The 26,673-nt window shown below is 34.6% G+C and carries 30 protein-coding genes, 1 pseudogene and 1 riboswitch; of the genes and pseudogenes, 27 read left to right on the top strand and 4 right to left on the bottom strand.

The window, feature by feature from the left end; translation table 11 throughout:
* Positions 1 to 115: 115 nt before the first annotated feature.
* Positions 116 to 649 (top strand): DinB family protein, encoded by a 534-nt coding sequence (locus tag BAU27_RS04620; RefSeq protein ID WP_000941980.1) that lies wholly within the window; start codon positions 116 to 118, stop codon positions 647 to 649.
* A 184-nt stretch (positions 650 to 833) separates the two neighbouring features.
* On the top strand, positions 834 to 950 hold the full coding sequence (locus BAU27_RS32705) for a DUF6254 family protein (protein WP_000038354.1): 117 nt from the start codon (positions 834 to 836) through the stop codon (positions 948 to 950).
* Between the two features lie 9 nt (positions 951 to 959).
* Here BAU27_RS32705 and BAU27_RS04610 read toward each other — a convergent pair whose 3' ends face one another.
* Positions 960 to 2,168, bottom strand: coding sequence for an ATP-binding protein (locus BAU27_RS04610; protein WP_071770220.1), 1,209 nt, complete (start codon positions 2,166 to 2,168; stop codon positions 960 to 962).
* 207 nt (positions 2,169 to 2,375) lie between these two features.
* Positions 2,376 to 2,419, top strand: a riboswitch (PreQ1 riboswitch).
* 93 nt (positions 2,420 to 2,512) lie between these two features.
* On the opposite strand from BAU27_RS04610, the gene queC reads away from it, so the two are divergent.
* The 4 genes from queC to queF are packed head-to-tail and all read left to right on the top strand — an operon-like array spanning position 2,513 to position 4,891.
* On the top strand, positions 2,513 to 3,175 hold the full coding sequence (gene queC / locus BAU27_RS04605; protein WP_071744770.1) for a 7-cyano-7-deazaguanine synthase QueC: 663 nt from the start codon (positions 2,513 to 2,515) through the stop codon (positions 3,173 to 3,175).
* The gene (gene queD / locus BAU27_RS04600) at positions 3,175 to 3,666 is read left to right on the top strand and encodes a 6-carboxytetrahydropterin synthase QueD (protein ID WP_071744771.1); all 492 of its coding nucleotides are present in this window, start codon (positions 3,175 to 3,177) and stop codon (positions 3,664 to 3,666) included. Before queC ends, queD begins: the two co-directional genes overlap by 1 nt.
* The gene (queE, locus tag BAU27_RS04595; protein ID WP_071770219.1) at positions 3,659 to 4,375 is read left to right on the top strand and encodes a 7-carboxy-7-deazaguanine synthase QueE; all 717 of its coding nucleotides are present in this window, start codon (positions 3,659 to 3,661) and stop codon (positions 4,373 to 4,375) included. The genes queD and queE overlap by 8 nt, the downstream gene beginning before the upstream one ends.
* A gap of 18 nt (positions 4,376 to 4,393) precedes the next feature.
* Complete coding sequence (queF, locus tag BAU27_RS04590) at positions 4,394 to 4,891, top strand: preQ(1) synthase (protein ID WP_000918893.1); 498 nt, start codon at positions 4,394 to 4,396, stop codon at positions 4,889 to 4,891.
* Positions 4,892 to 4,945: 54 nt separating this feature from the next.
* On the opposite strand, the gene BAU27_RS04585 is transcribed toward queF, so the two are convergent.
* Complete coding sequence (locus tag BAU27_RS04585) at positions 4,946 to 5,131, bottom strand: YkvS family protein (protein WP_001165083.1); 186 nt, start codon at positions 5,129 to 5,131, stop codon at positions 4,946 to 4,948.
* 256 nt (positions 5,132 to 5,387) lie between these two features.
* On the opposite strand from BAU27_RS04585, the gene BAU27_RS32225 reads away from it, so the two are divergent.
* On the top strand, positions 5,388 to 5,546 hold the full coding sequence (locus BAU27_RS32225; RefSeq protein ID WP_071744773.1) for a hypothetical protein: 159 nt from the start codon (positions 5,388 to 5,390) through the stop codon (positions 5,544 to 5,546).
* A 91-nt stretch (positions 5,547 to 5,637) separates the two neighbouring features.
* Positions 5,638 to 6,240, top strand: a complete 603-nt coding sequence (locus BAU27_RS04575; protein ID WP_071770218.1) for a histidine phosphatase family protein — start codon at positions 5,638 to 5,640, stop codon at positions 6,238 to 6,240.
* 59 nt (positions 6,241 to 6,299) lie between these two features.
* Here the strand turns inward: BAU27_RS04575 and BAU27_RS04570 are convergent, their stop codons facing one another.
* A complete protein-coding gene (locus tag BAU27_RS04570; RefSeq protein ID WP_071744775.1) occupies positions 6,300 to 6,878 on the bottom strand; it encodes a GNAT family N-acetyltransferase in 579 nt (192 codons plus the stop codon).
* A 261-nt stretch (positions 6,879 to 7,139) separates the two neighbouring features.
* On the opposite strand from BAU27_RS04570, the gene BAU27_RS04565 reads away from it, so the two are divergent.
* The 19 genes and pseudogenes from BAU27_RS04565 (at position 7,140) to BAU27_RS04470 (ending at position 26,453) form a co-directional block, all read left to right on the top strand.
* Positions 7,140 to 7,334, top strand: coding sequence for a hypothetical protein (locus BAU27_RS04565; RefSeq protein ID WP_000344282.1), 195 nt, complete (start codon positions 7,140 to 7,142; stop codon positions 7,332 to 7,334).
* A 25-nt stretch (positions 7,335 to 7,359) separates the two neighbouring features.
* Complete coding sequence (locus tag BAU27_RS04560) at positions 7,360 to 7,677, top strand: hypothetical protein (RefSeq protein ID WP_071770217.1); 318 nt, start codon at positions 7,360 to 7,362, stop codon at positions 7,675 to 7,677.
* Positions 7,678 to 8,153: 476 nt separating this feature from the next.
* Positions 8,154 to 8,513, top strand: coding sequence for a class Ib ribonucleoside-diphosphate reductase assembly flavoprotein NrdI (nrdI, locus tag BAU27_RS04550; protein WP_000959445.1), 360 nt, complete (start codon positions 8,154 to 8,156; stop codon positions 8,511 to 8,513).
* Positions 8,500 to 9,627 (top strand): annotated as a pseudogene (locus BAU27_RS04545) (ribonucleotide reductase N-terminal alpha domain-containing protein); the annotation flags it as partial. The gene nrdI and the pseudogene BAU27_RS04545, both read left to right, overlap by 14 nt.
* Positions 9,628 to 10,006: 379 nt before the next feature.
* Positions 10,007 to 10,957 (top strand): ribonucleotide reductase large subunit, encoded by a 951-nt coding sequence (locus BAU27_RS04540; protein WP_327818117.1) that lies wholly within the window; start codon positions 10,007 to 10,009, stop codon positions 10,955 to 10,957.
* Between the two features lie 95 nt (positions 10,958 to 11,052).
* Positions 11,053 to 12,021 carry a class 1b ribonucleoside-diphosphate reductase subunit beta gene (gene nrdF / locus BAU27_RS04535; protein WP_071770216.1) on the top strand — a complete coding sequence of 323 codons (969 nt, stop codon included), beginning with the start codon at positions 11,053 to 11,055 and terminating at the stop codon, positions 12,019 to 12,021.
* Between the two features lie 424 nt (positions 12,022 to 12,445).
* Positions 12,446 to 13,795 carry an APC family permease gene (locus BAU27_RS04530; protein ID WP_071744779.1) on the top strand — a complete coding sequence of 450 codons (1,350 nt, stop codon included), beginning with the start codon at positions 12,446 to 12,448 and terminating at the stop codon, positions 13,793 to 13,795.
* A gap of 185 nt (positions 13,796 to 13,980) precedes the next feature.
* Positions 13,981 to 15,261, top strand: coding sequence for a Glu/Leu/Phe/Val family dehydrogenase (locus tag BAU27_RS04525; RefSeq protein WP_083595869.1), 1,281 nt, complete (start codon positions 13,981 to 13,983; stop codon positions 15,259 to 15,261).
* An 18-nt stretch (positions 15,262 to 15,279) separates the two neighbouring features.
* Complete coding sequence (locus BAU27_RS04520; RefSeq protein WP_071744781.1) at positions 15,280 to 15,570, top strand: SAV0927 family protein; 291 nt, start codon at positions 15,280 to 15,282, stop codon at positions 15,568 to 15,570.
* Between the two features lie 27 nt (positions 15,571 to 15,597).
* The gene (locus BAU27_RS04515; protein WP_000291044.1) at positions 15,598 to 15,846 is read left to right on the top strand and encodes a biotin/lipoyl attachment domain-containing protein; all 249 of its coding nucleotides are present in this window, start codon (positions 15,598 to 15,600) and stop codon (positions 15,844 to 15,846) included.
* 143 nt (positions 15,847 to 15,989) lie between these two features.
* Positions 15,990 to 18,119, top strand: coding sequence for a sigma 54-interacting transcriptional regulator (locus BAU27_RS04510; RefSeq protein WP_071770215.1), 2,130 nt, complete (start codon positions 15,990 to 15,992; stop codon positions 18,117 to 18,119).
* A gap of 422 nt (positions 18,120 to 18,541) precedes the next feature.
* Positions 18,542 to 20,035 (top strand): aldehyde dehydrogenase family protein, encoded by a 1,494-nt coding sequence (locus tag BAU27_RS04505; protein WP_071770214.1) that lies wholly within the window; start codon positions 18,542 to 18,544, stop codon positions 20,033 to 20,035.
* Positions 20,036 to 21,409, top strand: a complete 1,374-nt coding sequence (locus BAU27_RS04500; protein WP_071770213.1) for a putrescine aminotransferase — start codon at positions 20,036 to 20,038, stop codon at positions 21,407 to 21,409.
* A gap of 158 nt (positions 21,410 to 21,567) precedes the next feature.
* On the top strand, positions 21,568 to 21,948 hold the full coding sequence (locus BAU27_RS04495; protein ID WP_071744785.1) for a GntR family transcriptional regulator: 381 nt from the start codon (positions 21,568 to 21,570) through the stop codon (positions 21,946 to 21,948).
* Positions 21,945 to 22,643 carry an ABC transporter ATP-binding protein gene (locus tag BAU27_RS04490; protein ID WP_071744786.1) on the top strand — a complete coding sequence of 233 codons (699 nt, stop codon included), beginning with the start codon at positions 21,945 to 21,947 and terminating at the stop codon, positions 22,641 to 22,643. Before BAU27_RS04495 ends, BAU27_RS04490 begins: the two co-directional genes overlap by 4 nt.
* Positions 22,640 to 23,428: an ABC transporter permease gene (locus BAU27_RS04485; RefSeq protein ID WP_071744787.1), complete on the top strand. Its 789-nt coding sequence runs from the start codon at positions 22,640 to 22,642 to the stop codon at positions 23,426 to 23,428. The genes BAU27_RS04490 and BAU27_RS04485 overlap by 4 nt, the downstream gene beginning before the upstream one ends.
* Before the next feature lie 14 nt (positions 23,429 to 23,442).
* Positions 23,443 to 24,345: an ABC transporter ATP-binding protein gene (locus tag BAU27_RS04480; RefSeq protein ID WP_071770212.1), complete on the top strand. Its 903-nt coding sequence runs from the start codon at positions 23,443 to 23,445 to the stop codon at positions 24,343 to 24,345.
* On the top strand, positions 24,345 to 25,121 hold the full coding sequence (locus BAU27_RS04475) for an ABC transporter permease (RefSeq protein WP_071770211.1): 777 nt from the start codon (positions 24,345 to 24,347) through the stop codon (positions 25,119 to 25,121). Before BAU27_RS04480 ends, BAU27_RS04475 begins: the two co-directional genes overlap by 1 nt.
* A 318-nt stretch (positions 25,122 to 25,439) precedes the next feature.
* A complete protein-coding gene (locus tag BAU27_RS04470) occupies positions 25,440 to 26,453 on the top strand; it encodes a type II CAAX endopeptidase family protein (RefSeq protein WP_071744790.1) in 1,014 nt (337 codons plus the stop codon).
* Positions 26,454 to 26,482: 29 nt separating this feature from the next.
* On the opposite strand, the gene BAU27_RS04465 is transcribed toward BAU27_RS04470, so the two are convergent.
* Complete coding sequence (locus tag BAU27_RS04465) at positions 26,483 to 26,665, bottom strand: DUF3913 family protein (protein ID WP_000707110.1); 183 nt, start codon at positions 26,663 to 26,665, stop codon at positions 26,483 to 26,485.
* Positions 26,666 to 26,673: the final 8 nt, after the last annotated feature.

The following is a 26,673-nucleotide window of genomic DNA, read 5'->3' as shown; positions in this document are numbered from 1 at the left end:
TTTAACATCGACATAATGGAAAAATGATGAGATAATAAAAGAAAATTCAGAATTATTTAAGAGGTGTTTCTAATAAGGAGCACCTCTTTTCACCAACAAAAGGGGGGAAAGCATTATGCTTCAATCTAATATGGATGTTAGTTTAGAAACTTTAGTCCACTCATTACAGTCTACACGAAGCACGCTGTTATCAGAAATTGAAATGTTAAATGATACTGAGGTGAATGTAAAGCCACGTCGTGATAAATGGAGTATTATTCAAATTTTGCATCATTTACATTTAGTTGAACAGTCTGTCACATCTGCCCTTGTATATGCTCTGCAAAAAAAAGAAAGAAAGCTTGCTCCATTTAAAGACCTCCAACTTACGCTTGATCGCACATATAAACGGGAAGCTCCTCAACAAATGAAACCAACAGAGACATTAATGAAAAAACTGCAAGGAATTCAATTACTAGAACATTCACGACAAGAATTATTACATGCACTTCATAGTGTGATAGATGAAAAAGAATTATTTGAAAATGGATTGAAACATCCTATTTTTAATGATTTGAATTTATACCAATGGGTTCAATTTCTGGATTTGCACGAACAAAGGCATCTTACACAGCTAAAAGAAGCAAAACATGCAATTTTACAGCGATAAAGTGAAACTTTAATCATTGGGTGGCATTCCGCATTGATTATTATTCTTTACCAATCGGGATGCGCTCAAATAGTGGGAAAAAGGAAAAGAAGCGGTGAACCGCTTCTTTTCCTTTTTTACTCATGCATAGTTTTCTTTCTCATTTTGGAATACTACATGGAGAAGAGAAAAGGAGTTGAAAAGTATGTCAAAGAAAAAGAGAGAAGAAGAGCGCGCTTGGAAAGCTCGGAAAGAGAATCAAAAACCACATGGAAAAGTGAAAGCTTTTGCAGAATTAGTTGAAGGAACAGAAAAAACGTGATGAATTTCATCACGTTTTTTGTATGATTGGGAAAGTTAATAAAAATGTTGTACCTGTTCCTTTTTCACTAATAATATCAATTTTTCCATTCATTGCTTGAATGACACTGAAGACGACCATCATCCCGAGTCCGGTCCCTTTTTCTTTCGTCGAGTAGAAGGGGGACCCGAGGCGTTTTACTTGTTCTGGATCCATACCAACGCCTGTATCTTTTATATACAATTGTATATGTTTATGGTCTGGAACTAATGTAAGAATAAGGTCACCACCGTTAGGCATAGCCTCAATGCAGTTTTTTAAAATATTTAATAAGCATTGGTTCAGCTTTTGCCTTTCACCAGCTATAAAGAAAGATGTACTTTGTTTTATGTAATGCATACGAACATTTGTTAAATTGGCGAGAGGTGTAATTAAAGATAACGCATGAAGTAACTCATCCTCTACTTGTAATTGTTGTTCTTTTTCAATACTCGGTTTTGCAAAAGTTAAGTAGTCTGTAAGAACATGATTTGCTTGTTCGATACCGTTAATGGCTATATCGATATATAATTTCCGTTCTTGCTCAGTACATGTACCGGACTGCAATAGTTGTAAAAAACCTTTCGTAGATGTTAAAGGATTACGAATTTCATGCGAGATAGAAGCCGCCATTTCGCCGATTAAATGAAATTTTTCAGCGTTCATAAGTTCATTTTGTAGACGAATTTGCATTTGGAGTATATGTAGCAAATACAAAATAAGAATGGTACCAATCATAGTGCATAGCTCATATACAATAATATGTGGTATATACTCGGTCTTATTTGCTACTTCTGCAAGGAAAAAAGGTATCCAACCAATTCCATAGGCGATGCTATAAAAAATAGCAAGTAGAATCTTTATATGATTTGAGCTGCGATTAAATAGTTTGTACGTTAACAATAGAATCGTAAATAGGAGAATAGAAGCAATAATGGATGGGAAAACACCGACTCCTCCTAATAATACGCGATATATGTTTAATACAACTAAGATAGAACCACCAGCAATAGGTCCTCCTGTTAAGGTACCGACAATTAATACGATATGACGCATATCAAATTGAAAACCATTATTTGTTTTTGCTGCAAATGTGATACATAGTATGGTAGCGAGGCAACACAATACAATAAATATAGCTGAATTTAATTTAGGAGACCGTTTTCCTTTTTGATTCCAAAATAAGTGATATATAAGCATCGTAACGAGAATGAATAATATATTTAAAAAGAGGTAAATAATAAAGAGTTTCAGTGGAATGCCTCCTCTCTTCTCACATTAAATTAATCATACTATAAAATGAGAGAAATGAGATATGAAATAGCGGAAAAATCAGAAATTTTTTCTGGTAGTATACAATATGTTACAATATGTTTTGTCAATGAAAGAAGAAATTCCATGCACCGCATGGGAGAGGTTCGCGAACTCCCTCTATAAAAAACTATGGAAACAACAATATCCTTAGGTATTGTTTTGTTTTTTTATTGTGACAGTTCAAGAACGTTCTTTCTTCTTATTCGTAGTAGAGAAGGAGAATGAGTGAAATGAAAAAAGAAAAAGCAGTTGTTGTTTTTAGTGGTGGACAAGATAGTACAACATGTTTATTTTGGGCGATAGAGCAGTTTGCAGAAGTAGAAGCTGTAACATTTAATTACAATCAACGTCATAAGTTAGAAATTGATTGTGCAGTGGAAATTGCGAAAGAGCTAGGAATTAAACATACGGTACTAGATATGAGTCTATTAAATCAACTTGCTCCAAATGCGTTAACGAGAACGGATATGGAGATTACACATGAAGAAGGTGAATTGCCATCTACATTTGTAGATGGACGAAATTTATTATTCTTATCATTTGCTGCTGTATTAGCAAAACAAGTTGGAGCACGTCATATTGTAACGGGTGTATGTGAAACTGATTTTAGTGGTTATCCAGATTGCCGTGACGTGTTTGTGAAATCGTTAAACGTTACTTTAAATTTATCCATGGATTATCCGTTTGTTATTCATACACCGCTTATGTGGATTGATAAAGCAGCGACGTGGAAATTATCTGATGAACTTGGAGCATTCGAGTTTGTTCGAGAAAAAACATTAACGTGTTATAACGGAATCATTGGTGATGGTTGCGGTGAATGTCCAGCATGTCAACTTCGTAAAGCAGGATTAGATACGTACTTACAAGAACGCGAAGGAGCGAACAACTAATGGATAACTTTTTTGGATTTCGCATCGTAGAAAATTTGCAAAAAATGGACAAGGATATTCAGCGTGAACAACTTCAATATCATAATAAAAGAGTAATGGTCAGCAAGGAATTTACATTTGATGCAGCACACCATTTACACTGTTATGAAGGTAAATGTAAAAATTTACATGGCCACACATATAAAGTTGTATTTGGAATTAGTGGATATGTAAATGAAATAGGACTTGCAATTGACTTTGGAGATATAAAAGAAATTTGGAAAAATGAAATAGAAATTTATTTAGATCATCGTTATTTAAATGAAACATTACCAGCAATGAATACGACTGCTGAAAATATGGTAGTTTGGATTTATGAAAAGATGGCAGAAGCATTAACAAAAGATAATCGTGCGAATGAATACAAAGGAGCGCGTGTTGAATTTGTTCGTCTATTTGAGACACCGACTAGTTATGCGGAAGTGAGACGGGAGTGGATGCTCGATGAGTAAAATCCCCGTCTTAGAAATATTTGGTCCGACCATTCAAGGTGAAGGAATGGTTGTAGGACAAAAGACAATGTTTATCCGTACAGCGGGCTGTGATTATAGCTGTGCTTGGTGTGATTCGGCTTTTACGTGGGATGGATCGGCGAAAGATCAAATTAGACAAATGCCAGCGGAAGACATTTGGAATGAGCTTGTTGAAATTGGAGGAGAAAATTTCTCTCATGTTACGATTTCGGGTGGAAATCCTGTTTTATTGAAAAATATTGAGTCGCTTCTTTCTATATTAAAAGAAAATGGGATGCGAACGGCGATCGAAACACAAGGGAGTAGATGGCAAGATTGGTTACTTCAAATTGATGAGGTAACGATTTCGCCAAAACCACCAAGTTCAACAATGAAAACAGATTTTCAGAAGTTAGATGATGTTATTCAGAAACTAGCAGGAAAAGATATTAGTTTAAAAGTAGTCGTATTCGATGATTATGACTTTGAATATGCAGTTAAGATGCACGAACGTTATCCGGATGTACCATTTTTCTTACAAGTAGGGAACGATGATACGAAAACAGTGGATGATGCAATGCTTATTAAAAAATTATTAGATAAGTATGAGTGGCTTATTGAAAAAGCTGTTAATTGTAAAGAAATGAATGATGCGAAAGTATTGCCTCAGCTTCATGCGTTAGTATGGGGAAATAAACGCGGCGTATAATGAGAAGGGATGTTTAAAATGGCAGGAAGATTAGATGAAGATTTAAAAGATGTAACATTATTAGGAAATCAAAATACAAAATATTTATTTGAATATAGTCCAGAAATTTTAGAGGTATTTGATAATAACCATCCAAATCGTGATTACTTTGTAAAATTCAATTGTCCTGAATTTACAAGTTTATGTCCGAAAACAGGACAACCAGATTTTGCAACAATTTATATTAGCTACATTCCAGAACAAAGAATGGTAGAGAGTAAATCTTTAAAGCTATATTTATTTAGCTTCCGAAATCATGGTGACTTCCACGAAGATTGCATGAACGTTATTATGAATGATTTAATTAAATTAATGGATCCACGTTATATTGAGGTATGGGGGAAATTTACACCACGTGGTGGGATTTCAATCGATCCTTACTGTAATTACGGTCGCCCAGGAACTAAGTATGAGAAAATGGCAGACTACCGTATGATGAACCACGATCTATATCCAGAAACAGTTGATAATCGTTAATATATATAGAAAGAAAGGATCTGTATGATATACAGATCCTTTCTTTCTATTATATTATGCATGTTGATTAATGACAGTATAGTTTTTATGGCTTACAACTGTAAGAGGTTCCATATCTAGTTCTCTGAAATTTTCCATAATTGTTAAATCAACAATAACGGAATTTTGATTTACTTTTTGAACACGGCCTTGCATTCCACCTTTAAATTCAATGATATCTCCAGTTTCTGCGATCTGCATAAGCAACTCTCCTTGTTACAGTTTTCCCCAAAAAAGAATAATTTGGGCTTTTTTTATTTCCTCTTATTTTGAACTATATTTACTAATTTGTAAATGTTTCCAAAGTAAAAATTCAAAAAATATTCACTTTTTGTAAGAAAATATGTAAAAAAATATTGTTAGGAGAGGAATGATGAAAATGCATACATCTTTATATGGGAGTATAATAAAAAAGATACAATGACCTACTAAAGTAGGAGAAATTAGGGGCGGTAAAATGATGTTTGAAATTGTGGGGAGCTTTATAGCGATTTTATTATTTTTATTTTCTTATATACAGTTGAAGAAAATGCGTCAACATGAAACAACTACATATTTTGATGGACTGGATGGTGTGCATGCATCGATAACGCATAATAGTAGTGGGGATATGTAATGATATATAACTTTCTTTTTATGCATGGTATGATGGCAATAAGAAATAGTACATAATATAGTTCGTAAGTGATGAATGGGGAGTGGAAAGAATGCGAATTTCTTTTATTCGTCATGGTCGTTTGGACAGTACTATAGAGCCAATGACAATTATTTCATTTCGTGAATGGATGAAGCAATATGATTTAGGAACTACGGTAAAAGAAGCTCATATACCGATTGAAACAATTGAGGCGATTACAACAGCGAAATTGGTCGTAACGAGTGATCAGAGGCGTGCTGTGCGATCAGCAACCGAATTAACGGATTCTTTATCTTTTGTGCAAAATCCTCTTTTTAGGGAAGCTGAAATTCCGACAGGTTTTTATGCTCCAAAATGGTTGAAATGTAAACCTAATGTATGGATGTTTATTGGACGTACACTATGGATAGCTGCTTATAGTAAGGATGTTGAGTCTTATAAGGAAGTACGAGAAAGAGCAAGGCAAGCTGCTAATATGTTACACCGCTATGCGCTCGTACACGGACGTATTGCTCTTGTAGGTCATAGTTATTTTAATGTGATGATTGGGACTGAACTGAGGGCAATGGGGTGGTCAGGTTCGCCTATTTTCCATAGAAAGCCATGGGGATGTACAACGTATACATTTCGTGAGGCAATGGATGGAAATGTATTAAATACAAATTTAACATAAAAGAGGCTGTCCCTTTGGCAGCCTCTTTCTTTACATAACAAGCAAAAAGAATTGTCCTTTTAAGATATAGAAACTAATGACCGTAATGGTTTTATTAGATGGGCATACGGTTCACCAACAAGCATAACGATGTTATCTTTTTTGTAACCAAGTTTTTCATATAGTGAAAAAGCGCGTTTGTTTTCTAAATTAACAAGTAAGGCGATTTTTTCATGACCTTTTTCAGTTGCATGAAGTTCAGCTGCATCGATTAATTTAGAGCCAATGCCACGTCCACTGTACATATTTGAAACTGACAACGTGTCAATATAATACTCATCAAATTCAGCTTCTTTTTCTAACGTAATGGATTCGTCTTCATGTAGTTCTCTTAAGTGGTGTACGATTGGTGCATCAAGTTGTTCAGCGTCACTACCGTGATAAACGACAATAACCCCAACTACCTTTCCATCTTGTTCAGCCACTAAACAGTTTTCATAGCTCAATCGATTATTTTCTTTTGCGAACCATGTTTCAAGTCCTAGTATCACTTTTGCTTCAACTGTGCTACCTGTGATTTTTTCAGCAATTTCGTGCAGAGCGTTATACAGTAAAGGTGCTACTCCTATCGCATCTGTCTTTTTTGCTTTCCGAATCATAGTATCCCTCCTAGTTCTATGCATATATTGTAGCATAAAATAAAATAACAAACAGTGGATTGGAACTTTGTTATACAGAGCGTCAAAAAGTTTGATATAGAGAAGTAGCTATGTTAGTATATGATATTTAGTGCGAAAATAATAAAGTGATATAGCTATAAAAATAATGAAAGTGAATTACATAATAGTAACGGGATAAATTTACCGTTGTCGACCTATAGAAGATGCGATAAAATAAACTATTGCAGAGAGGTGAAATACATGGATGAACAATTAGCAAATGCAATTTTGGATCAGCTGAAAAATGGTGAAATAAAGGAGTATGTTGCAACGAAAGATGTATTTTATACGTTTAGGAAAGTTGTAGTAAGTCGAGAAGATTTTAAACATATTATCGGGAACGCACAGCGCGGTGGACAGGTAATTTATACATATTCAGAAACACCACGTTCATAAATAGAAGATAAAGGGGAGGAGAATTATGGGCGATTTTAAACAAGGCATTTTACCGCATTGGGATTATATGTGGAAAGATAGAGCTGGGAATAGGTTTATGGGAATGGTTATGTATCCAGAGAAACGAAAATGTTCAGCAAAAATGCTTCAGAAAATAAAAAGAGCATATGAGGAAGCTGTAGAAATTAAAGTAACTGTACAAGTTCAACATACATATCAGTACGTAGAAGGAATGATCGTATACTTTGATGAAGAAGCTCCTGTATGTACAATGCTCGATAAAGATGAGAATCCACATCATATATTTATAAAAGATATTTTGCGTATTGAGCACCCGGAATAATTTTTTTCATAAATAAATTGAAGTTCCATAATAATAATCTTTTTCTATAATAGTTATCTTTTAGTATGTAACGAGGAACGAAAGAGTATGTATAATATTTAATAAAGTAAAATTGATAAATGTAATCGTTGTTTAGAACAGATTATCGTTTAATGTCTGTTCTTTTTTGCGTGATGCTGGAGAAATATAATCCTCCAGCATTTACTGTTTTACGACAAAAAATATTGTTAACTTTTTTAAAATGAGGTTAAATGCGTTGACAACTTTTTTGAAAAGCACTTTATTGACATGAGTTTTAGAATGTTGTTTCATAGTCTTTGTATTGAAAAAAAACGATGATCATGTCGAAAAGTAAAAGTTAAAAAAATAAAGATTTTATACATATATCTTGTGTCTTATTTTGAAACGTAATACAATATATAGAGAAAACAAGAAACGACATACAGAGAATATATATTGGAGAGGGAGGGTCGGAAATGTTAGTTGCATATGATTCTATGACAGGAAACGTGAAGCGTTTCATCCACAAATTAAATATGCCGGCCGTTCAAATTGATGAAGCTCTAGTATTAGATGAAGACTTTATTCTTATTACGTATACAACAGGTTTTGGCAATGTACCGGAACGTGTTTTAGACTTTTTAGAACGCAATAATGAAAAATTAAAAGGCGTATCTGCAAGCGGCAATCGTAATTGGGGAGACATGTTCGGTGCAAGTGCTGACAAAATTTCTACTAAATATGAAGTGCCTATTGTATCAAAATTTGAGTTATCTGGAACAAATAATGATGTAGAATATTTTAAAGAAAGGGTGCGGGAGATTGCGACACATTGAACTGAATAATGAAATCACGCAAATGCAGGACGGTTTTTATCAGCTTCATAAAGATAAAGAGGCGTTAGAAGTCTTTATGGAAGAAGCTAGAGAGAATACCGTTCATTTTAATAGCGTGGCAGAGCGAATGGAGTATATGAAAGAACACGATTACTATTACAACGTTCTGGACGAGTATAGCTTGGAGGAAGTAGAGGGAGTATATAACATCGCTTATGGTGAAAACTTCGAGTTCCAATCTTATATGGCAGCATCTAAGTTCTATAAAGATTATGCGTTAAAAACGAATGATCAAAAACAATACTTAGAAAGCTATGAAGATCGTGTAGCAATTGTGTCATTATACTTAGGACGCGGTGATGTTGCGAAGGCAAAACACTTCGCAAGCATGATTGTAAAACAAAACTACCAACCAGCGACACCAACCTTTTTAAATGCGGGAAGAAGCAGAAGAGGAGAAATGGTGTCTTGTTTCTTGTTAGAGATGGATGATAGCTTAAATTCAATTGGCTTTAACATTAATACTGCAATGCAATTATCGAAAATCGGTGGTGGAGTAGCTTTAAACTTATCTAAGCTACGCGCACGTGGTGAGCAAATTAAAGGTATTGATAACGCCGCAAGTGGTGTAGTACCTGTTATGAAATTGCTTGAAGATTCGTTTTCATATGCGAATCAACTTGGCCAACGAAAAGGTGCCGGTGCTGTATACTTAAACATTTTCCATTGGGATATTATTGAATTCCTTGATACAAAAAAAATAAATGCCGATGAGAAGAGCCGTATTCAGTCTCTATCAATCGGAATTATCGTTCCAAGTAAGTTCTTTGAACTTGCTGAGAAAAACGAACCTTTCCATGTTTTCGCGCCTTATACAGTATTTAAAGAGTACGGAAAACATTTAGATGATATAGATATTGATGAAATGTACGATGAATTAATGAGCAATCCGAAAGTGAAGAAGAAGCCACTAGATATTAGTGCACGTGATATGCTGATTAAAATCGCTATGATCCAGCTTGAGTCTGGTTATCCATACTTAATGTTTAAATCAAATGCAAATAACCAGCATCCATTGAAGGATATTGGAACTGTGAAGATGTCGAACTTGTGTTAAATATGTAGCACCTTCTAGTAGAAATGCTAGTCGAACACTCCGTTAAACGGGGAAAGCCTCAAGTTTGAGGTAACCTACCGTGCTAAATCTTATCTTAGAATGAAAATATAAAAGTTCAGAATGTATCTTATTATTTTGTATAGCAGAGTTATCGGACAACATAAAGTAATAAGAGACTTTCTGAATTAAGATAAGTAAAAGCCTAACGACTATCCCATTTGGGAGTAGAGCGCAAGCGATTGGCGTTCGAAAAGCGGAGCACCTAACCAGGTAATGCTGTAGGTGATGATATAGTCTGTCCTGTATGGTGACATACAGCAGTTGCATGAGCAACGGACTGAGTAGTAGCGAACTCGGTTGAACATTCGAGACAGAAATCTTCCAGCTTCAAGAAACTTCTGAAATCAATGATTACGGTACAGATGACATTATCCGTCGTGATATTAACTGTAACTTAGGGTCGTTAAATATCGTAAATGTAATGGAAAATAAAGAAATTCGTGAAGCAGTTCATGCGGGGATGGAAGCTTTAACAGCTGTTTCTGATATGACGATCATTCCGAATGCGCCAACTGTGAAAAAAGCAAATGATGAGCTTCATTCAGTTGGACTTGGAGCAATGAATTTACACGGATATTTATCAAAAAATAAAATCGCATATGAAAGTGCAGAAGCGAAAGAGTTCGCTCGTACATTCTTTATGATGTTAAATTACTACTCGATTGAGAAAAGTATGGAAATCGCTAAAGAAAAAGGCGAAACATTTAAAGACTTCGATAAGTCTGATTATGCGAACGGCACATACTTTGAAAAGTATGAAACGACAGATTACAGCCCAGTAACTGAAAAAGTTCAGCAATTATTTGAAGGAATTCATATTCCAACAAAAGCAGATTGGACAAGTTTAAAAGAGCAAGTGAAGAAGAATGGGTTATATAATTCATATCGTCTTGCAATCGCTCCGACACAATCGATTAGTTACGTTCAAAATGCAACTTCAAGCGTAATGCCGATCGTAAGTCAAATTGAATCAAGAACGTATGCGAATGCGACAACATATTATCCAATGCCGTATTTATCAAAAGATACATTCTGGTACTATAAATCTTCTTACGATATGAATCAGTTTAAATTAATTGATTTAATCGCGGAAATTCAAGAACATATTGACCAAGGAATTAGTACTATTCTTTATGTTAATAGTGATATTTCAACACGTGAGTTAGCACGTTACTACATTTATGCACATAAAAAAGGCTTGAAGAGTCTTTATTATACGAGAACACGTAAATTAAGCGTAGAAGAGTGCGTGGCTTGTACCGTTTAATATAAAAAGTGAGACATTATGAGCAGGGTTTTTCTGAACCCTGCTCATGCTTAGTTATCAATTTTTTTATGTTTATTTAGAGAAGGGGCGATTTAATGCGTGCGGTAAACTGGAACAAAAAAGAAGATGATTTTAGTTTAATGTTTTGGAAGCAAAACATCGCTCAGTTTTGGACAGAAGAAGAAATCGCAGTGTCTTCTGACAAAAATACTTGGGCACAATTATCAAAAGAAGAGCAAATTGCTTATAAGCGTGTATTAGGTGGTTTAACACTTTTAGATACGAAACAAGGTGGCGAAGGGATGCCTCTTGTGCTTGTTCATCTTGAAAATTTACAAGCGAAAAGTGTATTAGCTTTCATGGGCGCTATGGAAGAAGTACATGCGAAGAGTTACAGTCATATTTTCACAACGTTAGCTACTGAAGAAGAAATTGATGATATTTTTGAATGGGTAGATAACCATCCATTACTTGAGAAAAAAGCTGGTATTGTTACTAATTACTATCGTCGTTTATTAAAGCCTGAAGTAACGAAAAAAGAGTTATACATGGCAATGGTAGCAAGTGTGTTCTTAGAAAGTTACTTATTCTATAGTGGATTCTTCTATCCACTTTATTTAGCAGGTCAAGGGAAATTGACGGCAAGTGGTGAGATTATTAACCTAATAATTCGTGATGAGTCCATTCACGGCGTATTCGTCGGTATTTTAGCACAACAAATCTTCGCAGAACTTTCTGCAGAAGATCAACAAGAAGTGCAAAAAGAAACGCAAGAATTATTAATGGAACTATATGAAATTGAAATGGCATATACAGAAGAAATTTACACTTCTATCGGTCTTGTAGAGGATGTAAATCGTTTCGTTCGTTACAATGCGAATAAAGGACTTATGAACTTAGGGCTTGAGCCGAAGTTTGAAGAAGAAGAAATTAACCCAATCGTTTTAAATGGTTTACGTACAGATACGAAAAACCATGATTTCTTCTCTGTAAAAGGAAATGGTTACGTAAAAGCAACGAACGTTGAAAAGTTAGCTGACGATGACTTCGTATTCAATTTTTAATATAGTGTTATAGAAAAAGCTGTCTTTATAGAGAAGACAGCTTTTTTGCTATGAATGGTTTACATAATGTTATTATTTCATGAAAATGTTTTAATCTTGTAAAAGCCCAGTTTGCGAGGAAGTGGGGATAAAGAAAATACACGGGTTAAAGTTTTATTTTCATATTTAGTGGTATGAGAGATTGAATAACTTATGTAAAAATGAATAAAAAATGAGAAGAAATGAGGTCCAACTACACCTATACGTTCTTTTTAATATTGAATTTTCAAAGTCTAGAAATTTTGGCTTAAAAATTGCATGAATATTTAAAAAGTAACGAAAAGGGAGGTAATACTTGATGTGATATTTAGTTAATTGAAAACGCTTCCTTTTAACTGTCGATTTTTAAATGGAAATTAGATAGAGAAAGTAGGGGGAATGATAGGTGGGAAAAGTAGTTGGTTTAAAACGTTCATTAGGACTTTGGTCAATTGTTATGCTAGGGGTCGGGTATATGACACCGATGGTTGGATTTGATACATTTGGAATCGTTTCTGAAAAAACGGGCGGTCATGTTCCAGGAGCTTATCTTATTGCATTAGCAGGAATGTTGTTTACCGCTGCAAGCTACGGAAAAATGGTAAAGGTTTTTCCTACCGCAGGATCTGCATATACGTATACGCAGAAGACAATTAGTGCAAGGCTTGGGTTTCTTGTTGGATGGTCCGCGTTATTGGATTATTTATTTCTACCGATGGTGAACGCACTATTAACGAGAATTTATATGTCAGCATTTTTTCCAAGTGTTCCTAGTTGGGTATGGGTCATTGGTTTTGTTCTCCTGGTTACATTAATAAATATGATTAGCGTAAATGTTACTGCTAATTTCAATACGTTCTTAGTAATATTTCAAGTGTTAGTAATGGCCGTGTTTGTTTTTCTAGTTATAAAAGGTTTATTAGCGGGAGAGGGAACAGGAGAAGTTTTTTCCATTCAGCCGTTTTTTCAATCGGATATACAAATATCACCGTTAGTTGCAGGTGCGACAATTCTTTGTTTCTCATTTTTAGGTTTTGATGCAGTAACTACATTTTCAGAAGAGACACCAAACGCGGAGAAAACAATTCCTCGAGCTATTTTTCTTACTGCTTTAATTGGTGGAGTTTTATTCATTACTACTACGTATTTTACACAGTCTATTTTTCCAGATACATCTGTATTTAAAGATAAAGAATCAGCGTCTCCAGAAATCGCGCTATATGTTGGAGGAAAACTATTTCAAGCTTTCTTTTTAGTAGGAACGCTTATGGGGACACTTGCGTCTGGTTTAGCTTCTCATACAAGTGTATCCAGATTATTGTACGTTATGGGGCGAGACAATGTAATTCCGAAGAAAATATTCGGATACATTCATCCCCGCTGGAGAACTCCAGTATATAACATTGTTATTGTAGGAATTATTTCGCTCTCCGCTATATTCATTGATTTAGAAACGGCAGCATCTCTTATTAATTTTGGAGCGCTTATTGCATTTACATTTGTTAATTTATCTGTAATTTCCTACTATGTAATTAAGAAAAAAAGATATAAAACGATAAAAGATTGTTTAAATTTCTTAGTTATGCCTATTTTAGGTGCTGGTACTGTAGCAGTACTATGGTTTAACCTCAATATTCATTCACTTATTCTAGGGCTTTGCTGGGCTACTATTGGAATTGGGTACCTTCTATATATTACAAATATGTTCCGTTCAGCTCCTCCGCAAATGCATTTTGAAGAAGTACAGGAAGTGTAAAACACAAAAGACATCGGATAAATTTCGATGTCTTTTGTGTTTTATATCTGGTAATCATGCAGTATTGCATAAGTCATTCAAAGATTCATAAGTAGGAGGATAACAAGATAGGATTAACATAGTATTTTCACTTGGCATGATTATTGCTTTGTACAATTAGTAAAAATATAAAGAGGGGTGTTATCGTGCCGATTCAATCAGAAAAGCATACAAATACAGTTGAAGTTGAAAATCCTTTAGAGGAATTTCAAGCTATATTAAAAGAGGCACTTCATTTTTTAAGTTATCCAGACGAAGTATTCGAATTTCTGAAAAAACCGATGCGTTTTTTAGAAGTAAGCATTCCTGTTCGCATGGATGATGGAACAACAAAGGTATTTCAAGGGTATCGCGCTCAGCATAACGACGCAGCAGGGCCAACAAAAGGTGGTATTAGATTTCATCCAGATGTTACGGCAGAAGAAGTAAAAGCACTTGCTGGCTGGATGAGCTTGAAATGTGGAGTGACAGGACTGCCATATGGAGGCGCAAAGGGCGGGATTATTTGTAATCCACAGGAGTTGAGTTTTAGAGAACTAGAGTTACTGAGTCGTGGGTATGTAAGAGCAGTAAGTCAAATTGTGGGACCGACGAAAGATATTCCGGCACCTGATATGTATACAAATGCGCAAATTATGGCTTGGATGCTAGATGAATATGACCATATTAGGGAGTTTGACTCTCCAGGCTTTATAACCGGGAAGCCATTAATGTTAGGAGGATCACAAGGACGGGAAACAGCAACTTCTAAAGGTGTATTGTATACACTTCAGTTAGTAAGTGAGTTAAAACAAATTCCTTTGCAAAATATGCGAGTTATTATTCAAGGGTTTGGGAATGTTGGAGGTTATTTGGCGAAATATTTATATGATATTGGTGTGAAAGTAGTCGGGGTATCAGATGCTATAGGAGGAATTTATAATCCAGACGGTCTAGATGTTCCTTATTTACTAGAAAACAGAGATTCTTTCGGTGTAGTATCGAATCTCTTTAGTAAAACAATTTCTAATCAGGAGTTGTTAGAAAAAGAATGTGATGTACTCATTCCGGCGGCAATTGGAGGAGTCATTACAAAGCATAATGCAGGAAAGCTTGGATGTAAGATTATCATTGAGGCTGCAAATGGACCAACAACAAAAGAGGCGATAACTATGTTAGAGGAAAAGGGAATTTTGGTTGTTCCAGATATTTTAGCAAACTCTGGTGGCGTGATTGTTTCATATTTTGAATGGTGTCAAAATAACCAAGGATATTACTGGACGGAGCAATATGTTGATCAATGTTTAAAGGAGAAAATTACATCTAGTTTTTCTAACGTACTTGATACTTCTAAATGCTTTGGAGTAAATATGAAAATTGCTGCTTATATTGAAGGGGTTCGCAAGATTGTAGAAGCATCGCGCCTAAGAGGTTGGTTGCATTTTTAACCTAAAGGGAGGGCTAAAATGAAACTGGATATTTTATTAGAAGAAGTGGAGAGACAACAAATCAGTTATTACTGTATTGTGTCGAATAGTCATCGTTACGATATAGCTGTTACGTATTCACAACAGTTTCTTGGAAAAGCAATGGTTACCTCAATTCAAAATGGGAGAATGGTTTTATTAAGCCAAGAAGATATTGGAGAGGAACAATATTGGGCAACAAGGCTAGGAATTGAGGTAGAGGACATAGAGGAGTTTCAAAGCTTTTTCTATATGATTCTTCAGTCACAAAGGTTAGAAGAACAATATTAATAGAATAAAAGAAAGGGATGATTGATTATGTATTATGATATTATTACGAGTCCGTGTTATGGAATAATTGAAAAAGTGTCTATTAATAAGGATTCTCGAGTTTATGAATGGGAGCCATTATTTTCTATTAAAGATATGAATGGTAAACTGGAAGTAATTAAGATGGGATGTAGTGGAGAAGTTCAATCTTTAGAAGTAGAGGCAGGCGATAAAGTAATTCCAGGTATGGTATTAGCGTATATTCAAGAAGACCTTTTCGTTAGTGGTAGCGATTAATGATAGAACAATGAGGAAGATGGAGGCACTCATCTTCCTTTTTTTATTAAATAAAGGAAAAAAAGTTTATTATCAGATTAATTAAAAAAATCTGTATTTAATGATACAATACAAATTAAGTAGTCCAAAGGAGGAATAGCAGAATGTTTTCCATTGCTCGTAATAAAATTAGACCCATTGTTTCTCTACCTATCGATCAATCCGAAAAGGAACGGAATATAGATGTTGAAAATATAAAAGAACCTTTTCTATTTTTAAAAAGAGGAGAGAAATTATTTGCATACGTTCATGTCAAGGATCTGCTATCAAACAGTAAGGAGTTAAATTCCAAGGCGTTGCTTTCAAATGCAGTTTCGCTAGATACAATATGTTATCTTAGTAAAAATATTTCTTTAACAGCTCTTTTTCAAATTATTGGAGCGCCGATTGCCATAGTGAAAAATGAAATGGATGAGTTAATAGGATATATAAGAAGAGAAGATATTTTTGCAGAACTATTTAAACAAGAAAATCAGAGTGTTGATATATTGAAAATTATTTTAACGTCTATTCCGATGGGGATTTTTGTAGTAGACCGTGAAAAGAAAATTGTAAATTGCAATGAATCTGGTTTGAAGATGATTAAATCTACACCTGAAAAAGTGATGAATGTACCAGCGGAACAAATTTTTAATGAAGAACAAATTAATAGCGTATTTGCAACGGGAAAGACAATTTTGAATCAATTACAAATCACAAATGAGATGGGTGTATTAGTTGACTACAGTCCTATTCCAAACTTTGATCAAAGCATTGAAGGAATGGTTATTATCGTACAAGATTTGCCGATGGTTGAGGACATGGCGATGGAAATTGAATATATAAAGGATTTAAATAAAGATTTACATGCAATCTTGTCTAGTATTTATGATGAAATATTAGTTGTTAATCATAAAGGGGAATTAATTCGTTACAGTGAAACCGTTATCAATGATTTTTGGGGGAGTAATTTGAAAGATCTTTTAGGAAAAAATCTTTTAGACTTAGAAAAGAAAGGATTATTTAGTCCATCTGTCACACGATTAGTGCTGGAACAACAAAAAAAGGTATCAGTTGTACAAGAAACAAAAAGCGGAAGAAAAATATTGGCAGTTGGAAATCCTGTATTTAATGAAAACGGAGAGCTTCACCGCATTATTATTGCCTCAAGAGATATTACAGAAGCAACGAGATTGAAGACGGAATTACATGAAATAAAGAAGATATCAGAGCAATATAAGAAAGAATTAGATGATTTTAAAAATAAAGATCGTTTTCTTAAGAAGCTTATTTACTGTAGTCCGAAAATGGAGCAAATTATTAACCAAGCTAAAAAAATAGCAGATTTTTCTTCCAACGTTCTTATTTCTGGAGAATCTGGTGTCGGAAAAGAAGTAATTGCCCAGGCAATTCATCAACTTGGAAACAGATCTTCAAAGCCATTTTTAAAATTAAATTGTGGTGCAATTCCAGAAACTTTGTTAGAAAGTGAATTATTTGGTTATACGAAAGGTGCTTTTACAGGAGCCGATAAAAATGGAAAAGAAGGATATTTTAAGCGAGCTGATCAAGGTATTTTATTTTTAGATGAAATTGGAGAAATGCCTTTACATTTGCAAGTGAAATTACTTAGAGTCCTACAAGAACAAGAGGTAATTCCTATCGGAAGTACAATACCTATGAAAATAAATGTGCAAATCATTGCTGCTACAAATAAGAGTCTTGAAAAGATGGTAGAGGCAGGAACGTTCCGTGAAGATTTATTTTATCGCTTAAATGTAATTCCATTGGAAGTTCCTCCTCTACGAGAGAGAATGGAAGATGTTCCAGTACTTGCCTTTCATTTTTTACAACAGTTAAATGAAAAATATAATAAAAATTATCATCTAACTCCGGATGCACTTAACTTACTAGAGTTTTATTCATGGCCAGGAAATGTACGTGAATTACAAAATATGATTGAACGTTTAGTAGTATCAGCAGATGATCCGGTAATTGAAGCTGAGTTTGTTAGTAAGTTTTTAACACCTGGCTATGATTTTAAAAAATCAAAACCAGTTATTACAAGAGTATTACCGTTACAAGAAGCACTACATTCTGTAGAAGAACAATTGATTTTACTTGCAATGAAGCAGTATAAAACAACGACTAAGGCTGCAAAAGCTCTTGGAATCAGCCAATCTTCAGTGAGTCGTAAATATCAAAAGATTGTTAGTGAAAAAGAGATAGCGGCTGATATCATCTCATATTCCTAAAAAAGGAGAAGGTCACATAGACTTCTCCTTTTTGTGTGCGCACAGCATGTACATATTCTCTGGGATTCAAGTCCCGAGTGGTGAAGGCGGTAGCGGAAATGATTAAAGTCTCACTTTATGCAAAATGGAATAGTGTATGCGGAAATGCATAAAATGTTTGTTATTTTTAAGAAAATAGTCAGTTTATCCCGCTATTTGTGGGCAGTAAAACTCCCACCTCAAAATTCAGGTGGAGCAAAGAAGTTAGGTTGGAGCCCTGCTGCCCGTAAACGCCGGATTGGTGAGGGCTGATAATCAGTGGGGATGAACAAAACCCCCACTGATTAAAGTTTCACTTTATGTATGATTCTTTTGAATTTTAAATATTGGCATGAAATTTGCTTATAAATATATAAACAATCGATAAAGGGGGATTCAATATAGTGCTAGATTTAAAAATGTATGTAAACGGTGAATGGAGAGACTCTAGTAATCAAGAAAAAAGGATGATTATTAACCCTGCGAATGGCAAGGGTATAGCATATGCACCTGAGGGAACGATTGAGGATGCAAAATACGCAATAGAAGTGGCAAGAGCGGCTTTTGATAGCGGAATTTGGTCAGAAACATCTACTGCTGAAAGGGCATCATATTTATTTAAAATAGCAGATGAAATTGATAAAAATATGGAAGAATTAGTATACCTTGAAACAATGGATAATGGAAAAACATACCGTGAGGCAGAAGGAGATATTGGAGATGCAGCGGCTTGTTTTCGCTATTATGCCGGATTGATTACAAAGCCAGATGGTCAAACATATCATGTAGCCGATCCGATGCAAGCGATGGTTGTAAGAGAGCCAGTTGGTGTTTGTGGATTAATTGTTCCATGGAATTATCCGCTATTGATGAGTGTATGGAAAATAGCACCTGCTTTAGCAGCTGGAAATACAATTGTGTTTAAACCTTCTGAAGTGACACCAATTACTGCGACAAAGCTATTCGAAATCCTTGAAAAAGTAGGGCTACCAAAAGGTGTTGCCAATATGGTAATGGGGGCTGGTCCAATAGTAGGGAATGAAATTGCAGCGAGTCATAAAGTGGATATGATTTCCTTTACAGGTGGAACAAAAACAGGTAAGCACATTATGAGAACGGCAGCAGATAATATGAAAAAGATTTCGCTAGAGCTTGGAGGCAAATCACCAAATATTATTTTTGCAGATGCAGATTTTGAAACGGCGATTGATTATGCACTATTTGGTATTTATGCAGGTAGCGGACAAGTATGTTCAGCAGGATCGAGAATCCTTGTTGAAGAAAGCGTTTACGATAAATTTGTTAATAGTTTTGTAGAGAGAGCGCAGCAAATTAACGTTGGGCCTGGTGATAATCCTGAATCAGAAATGGGACCACTTGTAAGTCAAGAACATATGGAAAAAGTATTACGCTACATTGAAATTGGGAAAGACGAAGGCGCAGACATTGCTTGTGGAGGTAAGCGAATACTGACAGATGGAAAAGATCAGGGTTTCTTTATTGAACCAACGGTCTTTGTTAATGTAAAACCTGATATGCGCATTGTCCAGGAAGAAATCTTCGGTCCTGTTGTAGTAATTCAAAAGTTTGAAAATGAACAAGAAGCAATTGAGTTAGCAAATGGTACAGATTATGGCTTAGCTGGAGGGGTATTTACTGTTGATGGTGCGAAAGCAATGCGTGTAATTCGCAAGCTTCGCGCAGGAATTACGTGGATTAATAGCTATCATCCAACATACAATGAGGCGCCTTGGGGCGGATATAAGCAAAGTGGTATAGGTCGTAGTCTAGGAACGTTTGGTTTAGAAGAATTTCAAGAAATTAAGCAGATTAATATAAATCTAGAAGTAGAACCTATTGGTTGGTTTGCAAATAAAAAAAATGTAGAGGTGAATTAGATGGAAACGAACGTGAAAAATAAATTGAATGAGAAAGAATTAAATGTAAATGAGTATATTACGAAAGTACTACAGTTAATTGAAAAAGAAAAAGTATCTGAAGAAGAGGCAAATTGGATTCAAAAAGAAACAGTAGACGGATTTAGAGAGCATGTGAATCCTGGTTTTCTTGCTTATAGAAAAACAGTAACAAAAGATGGACAATTTGCAGCAGTAGAATGGTCTGATGAAGGATCTTGTTTTATGGATATTAATGGTAAGAAATACATTGACTGTTTAGGTGGATTCGGAATTTATAATGTTGGTCACCGTAATCCGAAAGTAGTAAAAGCTGTAACAGATCAATTAAAGCGTCAAGCATTGCACAGTCAGGATTTACTAGATCCACTTCGAGCGATTCTTGCAAAGATTTTAGCGGATATTACACCTGGTGATTTGAAATATGCCTTCTTCACAAATAGTGGAACAGAAAGTGTAGAGGCAGCATTAAAACTAGCAAAAATGTATAGTGAACGAACAACTTTCATTTCTACAACTCGTGCTTTCCATGGTAAGAGCCTTGGTGCTTTATCTGGGACGGCAAAAGGAATGTTCCGTAAGCCATTTTTACCATTAATTCCGGGTTTCCGTCATGTCCCATTTGGCGATATTGATATGATGAGAAAAACATTTGAGACATGTGCATTAGTAGGAGAAGATGTTGCAGCAGTTATTTTGGAGCCAATTCAAGGGGAGGGCGGCATTATTTTACCTCCAGAAAATTATTTGAAACAAGTGCGAGAGCTTTGTGATGAGTTTGATTCGGTCCTTATTTTCGATGAAGTACAAACTGGAATGGGCCGTACAGGAAAAATGTTTGCAGCAGATTTATATGATGTTGTGCCGGATATTATTTGTCTTGCGAAAGCGTTTGGTGGAGGTGTAATGCCAGCGGGAGCTATTGTTGCGAAAGAAAAAGTATTCCAAAGCTGGTTTGAAAATCCATTTATGCATACAACAACGTTTGGCGGGAATCCTCTCGCATGTGCTGCTGCAATTGCAACAATCCATGTATTATTGGAAGAAAAATTACCAGAACGTGCTGCTGAAGTTGGGGCGTATTTCTTAAATGGATTGAAACAAGCAGCAGAAGGACACGAAGATAAAATCTTTGAAATTCGTGGTCAAGGTTTAATGATTGGTATTGAATTCCATAAAGACGAGATTGGTTACGAAGTGTCAAAGGCAATGTTTGATCAAGGTATTCTCGTTGCGGGAACATTAATTAACTCAAAAACAATTCGTATTGAACCATCCCTTACAATTAGTTATGAAGAAGTAGATACAGTGATTAATACGTTTAAATCCGTGCTAAATCAAGTAAAAGTAAAATGAATTTAAATTCAAACAAGTAATATATTTATATGTTATTACAAAAAGGCAGTGTAACGAAAAGTTACACTGCCTTTTTATTACATTTTTAATTGGAAGTATTTACATGACGCTTGTCTTAGTGTACTATTTAACTAACACACTAAGACAGGAGGGGAGAAATGAAAATCGAGTTTTCTCCAAACACACCAATTTACATCCAAGTAATGGAATACATAAAAAAAGAAATTGTAACGGGTCATTTATTGCCTGGCGATAAAATTCCCTCTGTACGTGAATTAGCGAGTGAATTACAAGTAAATCCAAATACGATTCAACGTACATTTCAAGAACTAGAGCGGGATGGAGTTGTTGTAACGCGTAGAGGAATGGGACGATATGTAACGAATGAAGGGGAGAAAATTATGGAGCTGCGAAAAGATATGGCGAGAGAATTACTTCATTCTTTTATAGATGGAATGGACAATTTAGGTTTTTCAGAAGAAGAAATCGTTACAATCCTTCGTTCTTCATTACATGAGAAAAGGGAGGAGAGCGAATGACAGAGTTATTAAAAATAGAAAACTTATGGAAGCGGTACGGATTAAAAGCAGTGATCCGTGAGTTAAATATAGAGATTACAGAAGGAAAAATTGTTGGGCTTGTTGGGGATAACGGAAGTGGGAAAACCACGTTATTGAAAATGATTGCAGGCCTGCAGCATCCTTCAGAAGGTAGTATAGCAATTAACGGTAAAAAAGTAGGATTAGAGACGAAAGAAATCGTTTCATTTATGTCTGATAAGCCAGTTTTTGATGATTGGATGACTGTAAAAGATGCTTTATTTTTCTATCGAGATTTTTATAAAGATTTTGATATTCAAAAAGCAGTAGATACGATTGCGGAATTTAAAATACCGTTAGAAGAAAAAATTACAGCATTATCAAAAGGGATGGTGGAAAAGCTTCAAATTATTTTAACGTTTTCTCGAAAAGCGAAGTTATATGTACTGGATGAACCACTTGGCGGGATTGATCTAGTTTCTAGAGAGCACGTATTAGATCTCATTCTACAATTTTATAGAGAAGATTGTACAATACTAATCTCAACTCATTTAATAAATGAAGTTGAAAATATTTTTGATGAAGTAGTCTTTTTAAAAGATGGAGAAATTGTACTTCACGAAAATGTAGAAGAGTTACGTTTTCAGAGAGGAAAAGCTGTCACGGATGTGTTTAAGGAGGTGTTTAGAAGGTGAAGTCGAGCATAATATATATGTACAATGTAAATAAAAGGCAAATTATTATTTCATTGTTATCATTTATATTCGTTGTAGCTGTAGCTTTCGTAAGTTTGGGGAATTATATTAAGCAAGAATCAGGAGAGGTAAGGCAAACAATTATAGTTGGTTTGGTTATCCTAGTATATATAATCTTTTTAGCATTGATATTTATTCAGGCATTTTCTGCATTTGGAAAAATGACTGAAAGCACATTATTTCGGTTAACACCGATATCAGGTAAAAAAATTGTTTTAGCAATATTGTTATATACTGCAATTGGTTTATTTATTTTTGAAGTAATAGGTTCTATTTTTTTATATAGTATTTCTATGAAAATAATAAAAGGTACAGAGCTCTATGAAGTGTTATTTACCCAAAGTGTATTAAATCCATTAAAGCACCTATTTAGTACTATTATATATATATTTAATTTTTCTAGTATATTGCTTGTTTTGCTTTTTGTAGTAGCTAGCGTTAAAGTGTTTTCTTTGAAAAAGAAGAAGTTAGAATATCCAATTATATTTTTCTTATTTTTAATAGTAACAAAAGTATTGGGAACTATATACGGAATGTTGGGTGGTCTTGCTCCTACAGCGTCTTTAATAACAAAGTTAGTGTATATAGATGAATCATCAGGAGCAAATGTGCTGCTCTATCAAGAAAAACTTATGAATATATATAGTATTTGTTTTTCTGTCGGAGTATTTATTTTACTTGTTTATATAACAGGTCGCATAATCGACAAAAAACTAGAAGTTTAAAGGAGGAATCAGCATTGGGAAACGTAGTAGTAAAATTAGAAAATGTTCGAAAAAGAATTGGTGGAACAGAAATTATTCGCGGTTTATCATTTGAAGTTCAAGAAGGAGAAGTGTACGGTTTCCTTGGACCAAATGGAAGTGGTAAGACGACGACAATCCGGATGATGACAGGTCTTATATCAATGACAGAAGGCGATATTACAATTTGTAGTCATAGCATTCGCACGGAGCGTGAAAAGGCGTTAGAGCAAATTGGCGCAATTGTAGAAAATCCTGAGCTATATGATTATATGACAGGTATGCAGAACTTAAAGCAGTTTGCAAACATGGCAATTACCCCAATTAGTAAAGAACGCATTGCTGAAATTGTAAAGCTTGTTGAATTAGAGCATGCCATTCATAAAAAGGTAAAAACATACTCACTTGGTATGAAACAGCGTTTAGGAATTGCACAGGCGTTACTTCATCAGCCGAAAATATTAATTTTAGATGAACCGACAAATGGATTAGATCCAGCTGGTATTCGCCAAATTCGTGATTATTTACAACGATTAGCGAAAGAAGAAAATATTGCGGTCATTGTATCAAGTCATTTATTAAGTGAGATTGAATTAATGTGTGATCGCGTTGTTATTATAAAGCAAGGTGAGTTTGTACAAGAGTATAACTTACATGAACAAGCGAAAGATGATGAAACAGTTGTAGTTGTATTTGAAGTAGGTCAAGTTCAGAAAGCGAACGAAATTATTAAAGGGAAAGTACAAGGAAATGTAATTGTGACATCTATAATGAAAGAAGAGATTCCGCAAATTGTAAAACAGTTAGTGCATGCTGATGTACTTGTGTACGGTGTGACAGTTCAAAATAAAACGTTAGAGGATGAGTTCTTAGCGATTACAGGGGGAGTGAAAGCGTAATGTTTAAATTAATTCAAAATGAATTTTTGAAGTTACATGCGAAAAAAGGTATGTACATTTTAATAGGTGTAATTACAGCATTGGAGATTTTGGGAGTTTTAGGGATGCTGAAATGGGGAGGAGGAAATGAGTTTAAAGGATCATATTTCGATTTTGTAAGCTCAGAGATTGGTTTAATTATCTTATTTGCAACAATTTTTGGAATCACGATTGCTTCTCGTACAATTACTGATGAGTTTCAAAAAGGTACAATTAAGCAGTTATTAATCCGTCCGAGAAAACGAATTACAGTTTTGTTCTCTAAATATATTACAGTGTTACTTACTATATTATTTATCATATTTGCTAGCACGTTAATCGCAATGATTATTGGCGGAATTGTAATGGATGGTAGTAAAACTGAATTAACATTAGGAATTGTATTAAAAACAATTGTATATCAACTTTTATCACCATTTTTCTTTGCGACGCTTGCATTTTTCTTAGCAAACGTATTTAGAAATTCTGTATTACCATTAATTATTACGATGTTCCTGTTTTTCTTACAAGGAGTAATTAATATGGTACTAATGATGTTTGCAAAAGGTGTAGCGAAATTTGTTGTGTTCTTCCATTTAAATTTAAGTATTTACGATAGCAATAAATTAGTTAGTGGTGGAATGGAACCACCATTTACAGAATTTACGTATACAACTTCATTATTACTTGTAGTTGTATACTTTGCTGTATTACTTGTAGCATCAAGTGTATTATTCCAAAAACGTGACGTATTATAATAGAGAAAATCCCCGTGTTAACGGGGATTTTTATTACATAACGCTCTCCTAGATTTTAACTGGAAGAACAGTAATACGGTATTTTAAGAGATATGTTGTTTGAAATTATTTGAGAAAAATAGGAAGATTTTCAACTATATTCATATTATAATTTAGTTATCCGACCATTTATCCCGCATTAACGGGCAGTAAGACCCTCACCTCAAAATTCAGCGAAAGAAAAGAAGTTAGGTGGGGAATCAACTGCCCGTAAAAGCCCGATTGGTGAGGGCTGATTAAAGTTTCACTTTATTTTTACTATCTCTGGAGGTGTTCAATATGCAATATGCATTTTCACGTATAAGGCTACGTAGTTTTTTTGGATGGATGATTATAGGGATATTCCTAACGATGATTCCATTAAGTTTATCAGGAGCTTCTGACAATACGATAGAGTTCATGTCACAAATATCAATATTTTTCGTATTTCCACTATTATGGCTATATTTAAAAACAAGTAAAAATAATGTTGTTTTTAAAAGTTTTTTTGATAAGCCCAGCCGGTTACATTGGGGGTTAATTATATTAGCAACGATAATGGGAATGATTTTTTCAGTCGGTATATCCCAAATTCAATTCTATATATTAGCACATACTTTACCTGATTTCTTAATTATTATGTTAGAAGACGGAAATGTTATTAATACGAGTAACATATATATGACGATATTTACTTTCATTTCAGCATGTGTATTAGCACCTATTATGGAAGAAGTTATATTTAGGGGCTTCTTTTTACAGCGAATGGCTTATAAATGGGGGATTAAACGAGCGGTTATTATATCCTCTCTGATTTTTGGACTAGGACATTTTGATGTTATCGGTGCTTTCATGTTCGGTGTTATTATGTGCCTTCTATACATAAAGACAAAAAATATATGGACGAATATTGCTGTGCACGCTCTTAATAATTTGATTGCGACAAGTATACAATTTGTAAGTGGAGAGGGAAGTGATGCAATCTCAATTACGGAATTGCAGGCACAAAGTAATTTATGGATTGGTATTGGCCTTGCGGTTGTTGGGTTACTGTGGTTAATTCCTTACATTTGGAAACAATGGCGTACAGTAAAAGAAGTTGGTGTGCCACCTGTTCGCTTCATAGACGAAGAAAAAGTCGTGAATACATCAGAAGAAAATGAAATATATAGCCAAGTGATCGTAACGGATAGATTAATGGCTGTAGAACTATCAGATGAAGCTGTAAATAAGCTTCGGTTAGAGGAAAATGATTATGTAACAGTTTCTGTAGAAGAAGATAAAATTATAATAAAGAAAGCACATGATAGATAATTAAAAAGTAGCTCGCTAGGAGCTACTTTTTAATTTGTAATAATTTCTACACGAAAATTATTACCGTTCTTTACATATTTTATATCTGTAACAGTGCGGACTGTTTTTAAAAGCTCCACTTTTTCGCCAATTCGAGGGATGGTCGGAACATTGTCCCAAATACCAAGCAAGTCGTCTAATTGTGCCGTTTTTTCATAAAACCAGATTTTCAATGTAAAGC

It is taken from the genome of Bacillus sp. NH11B (assembly GCF_001884205.1).
Lineage (GTDB): Bacteria > Bacillota > Bacilli > Bacillales > Bacillaceae_G > Bacillus_A > Bacillus_A proteolyticus.
The sequence above is the reverse complement of the archived record's forward strand: the minus strand, read 5'-3'. Positions and strand labels throughout refer to the sequence as shown.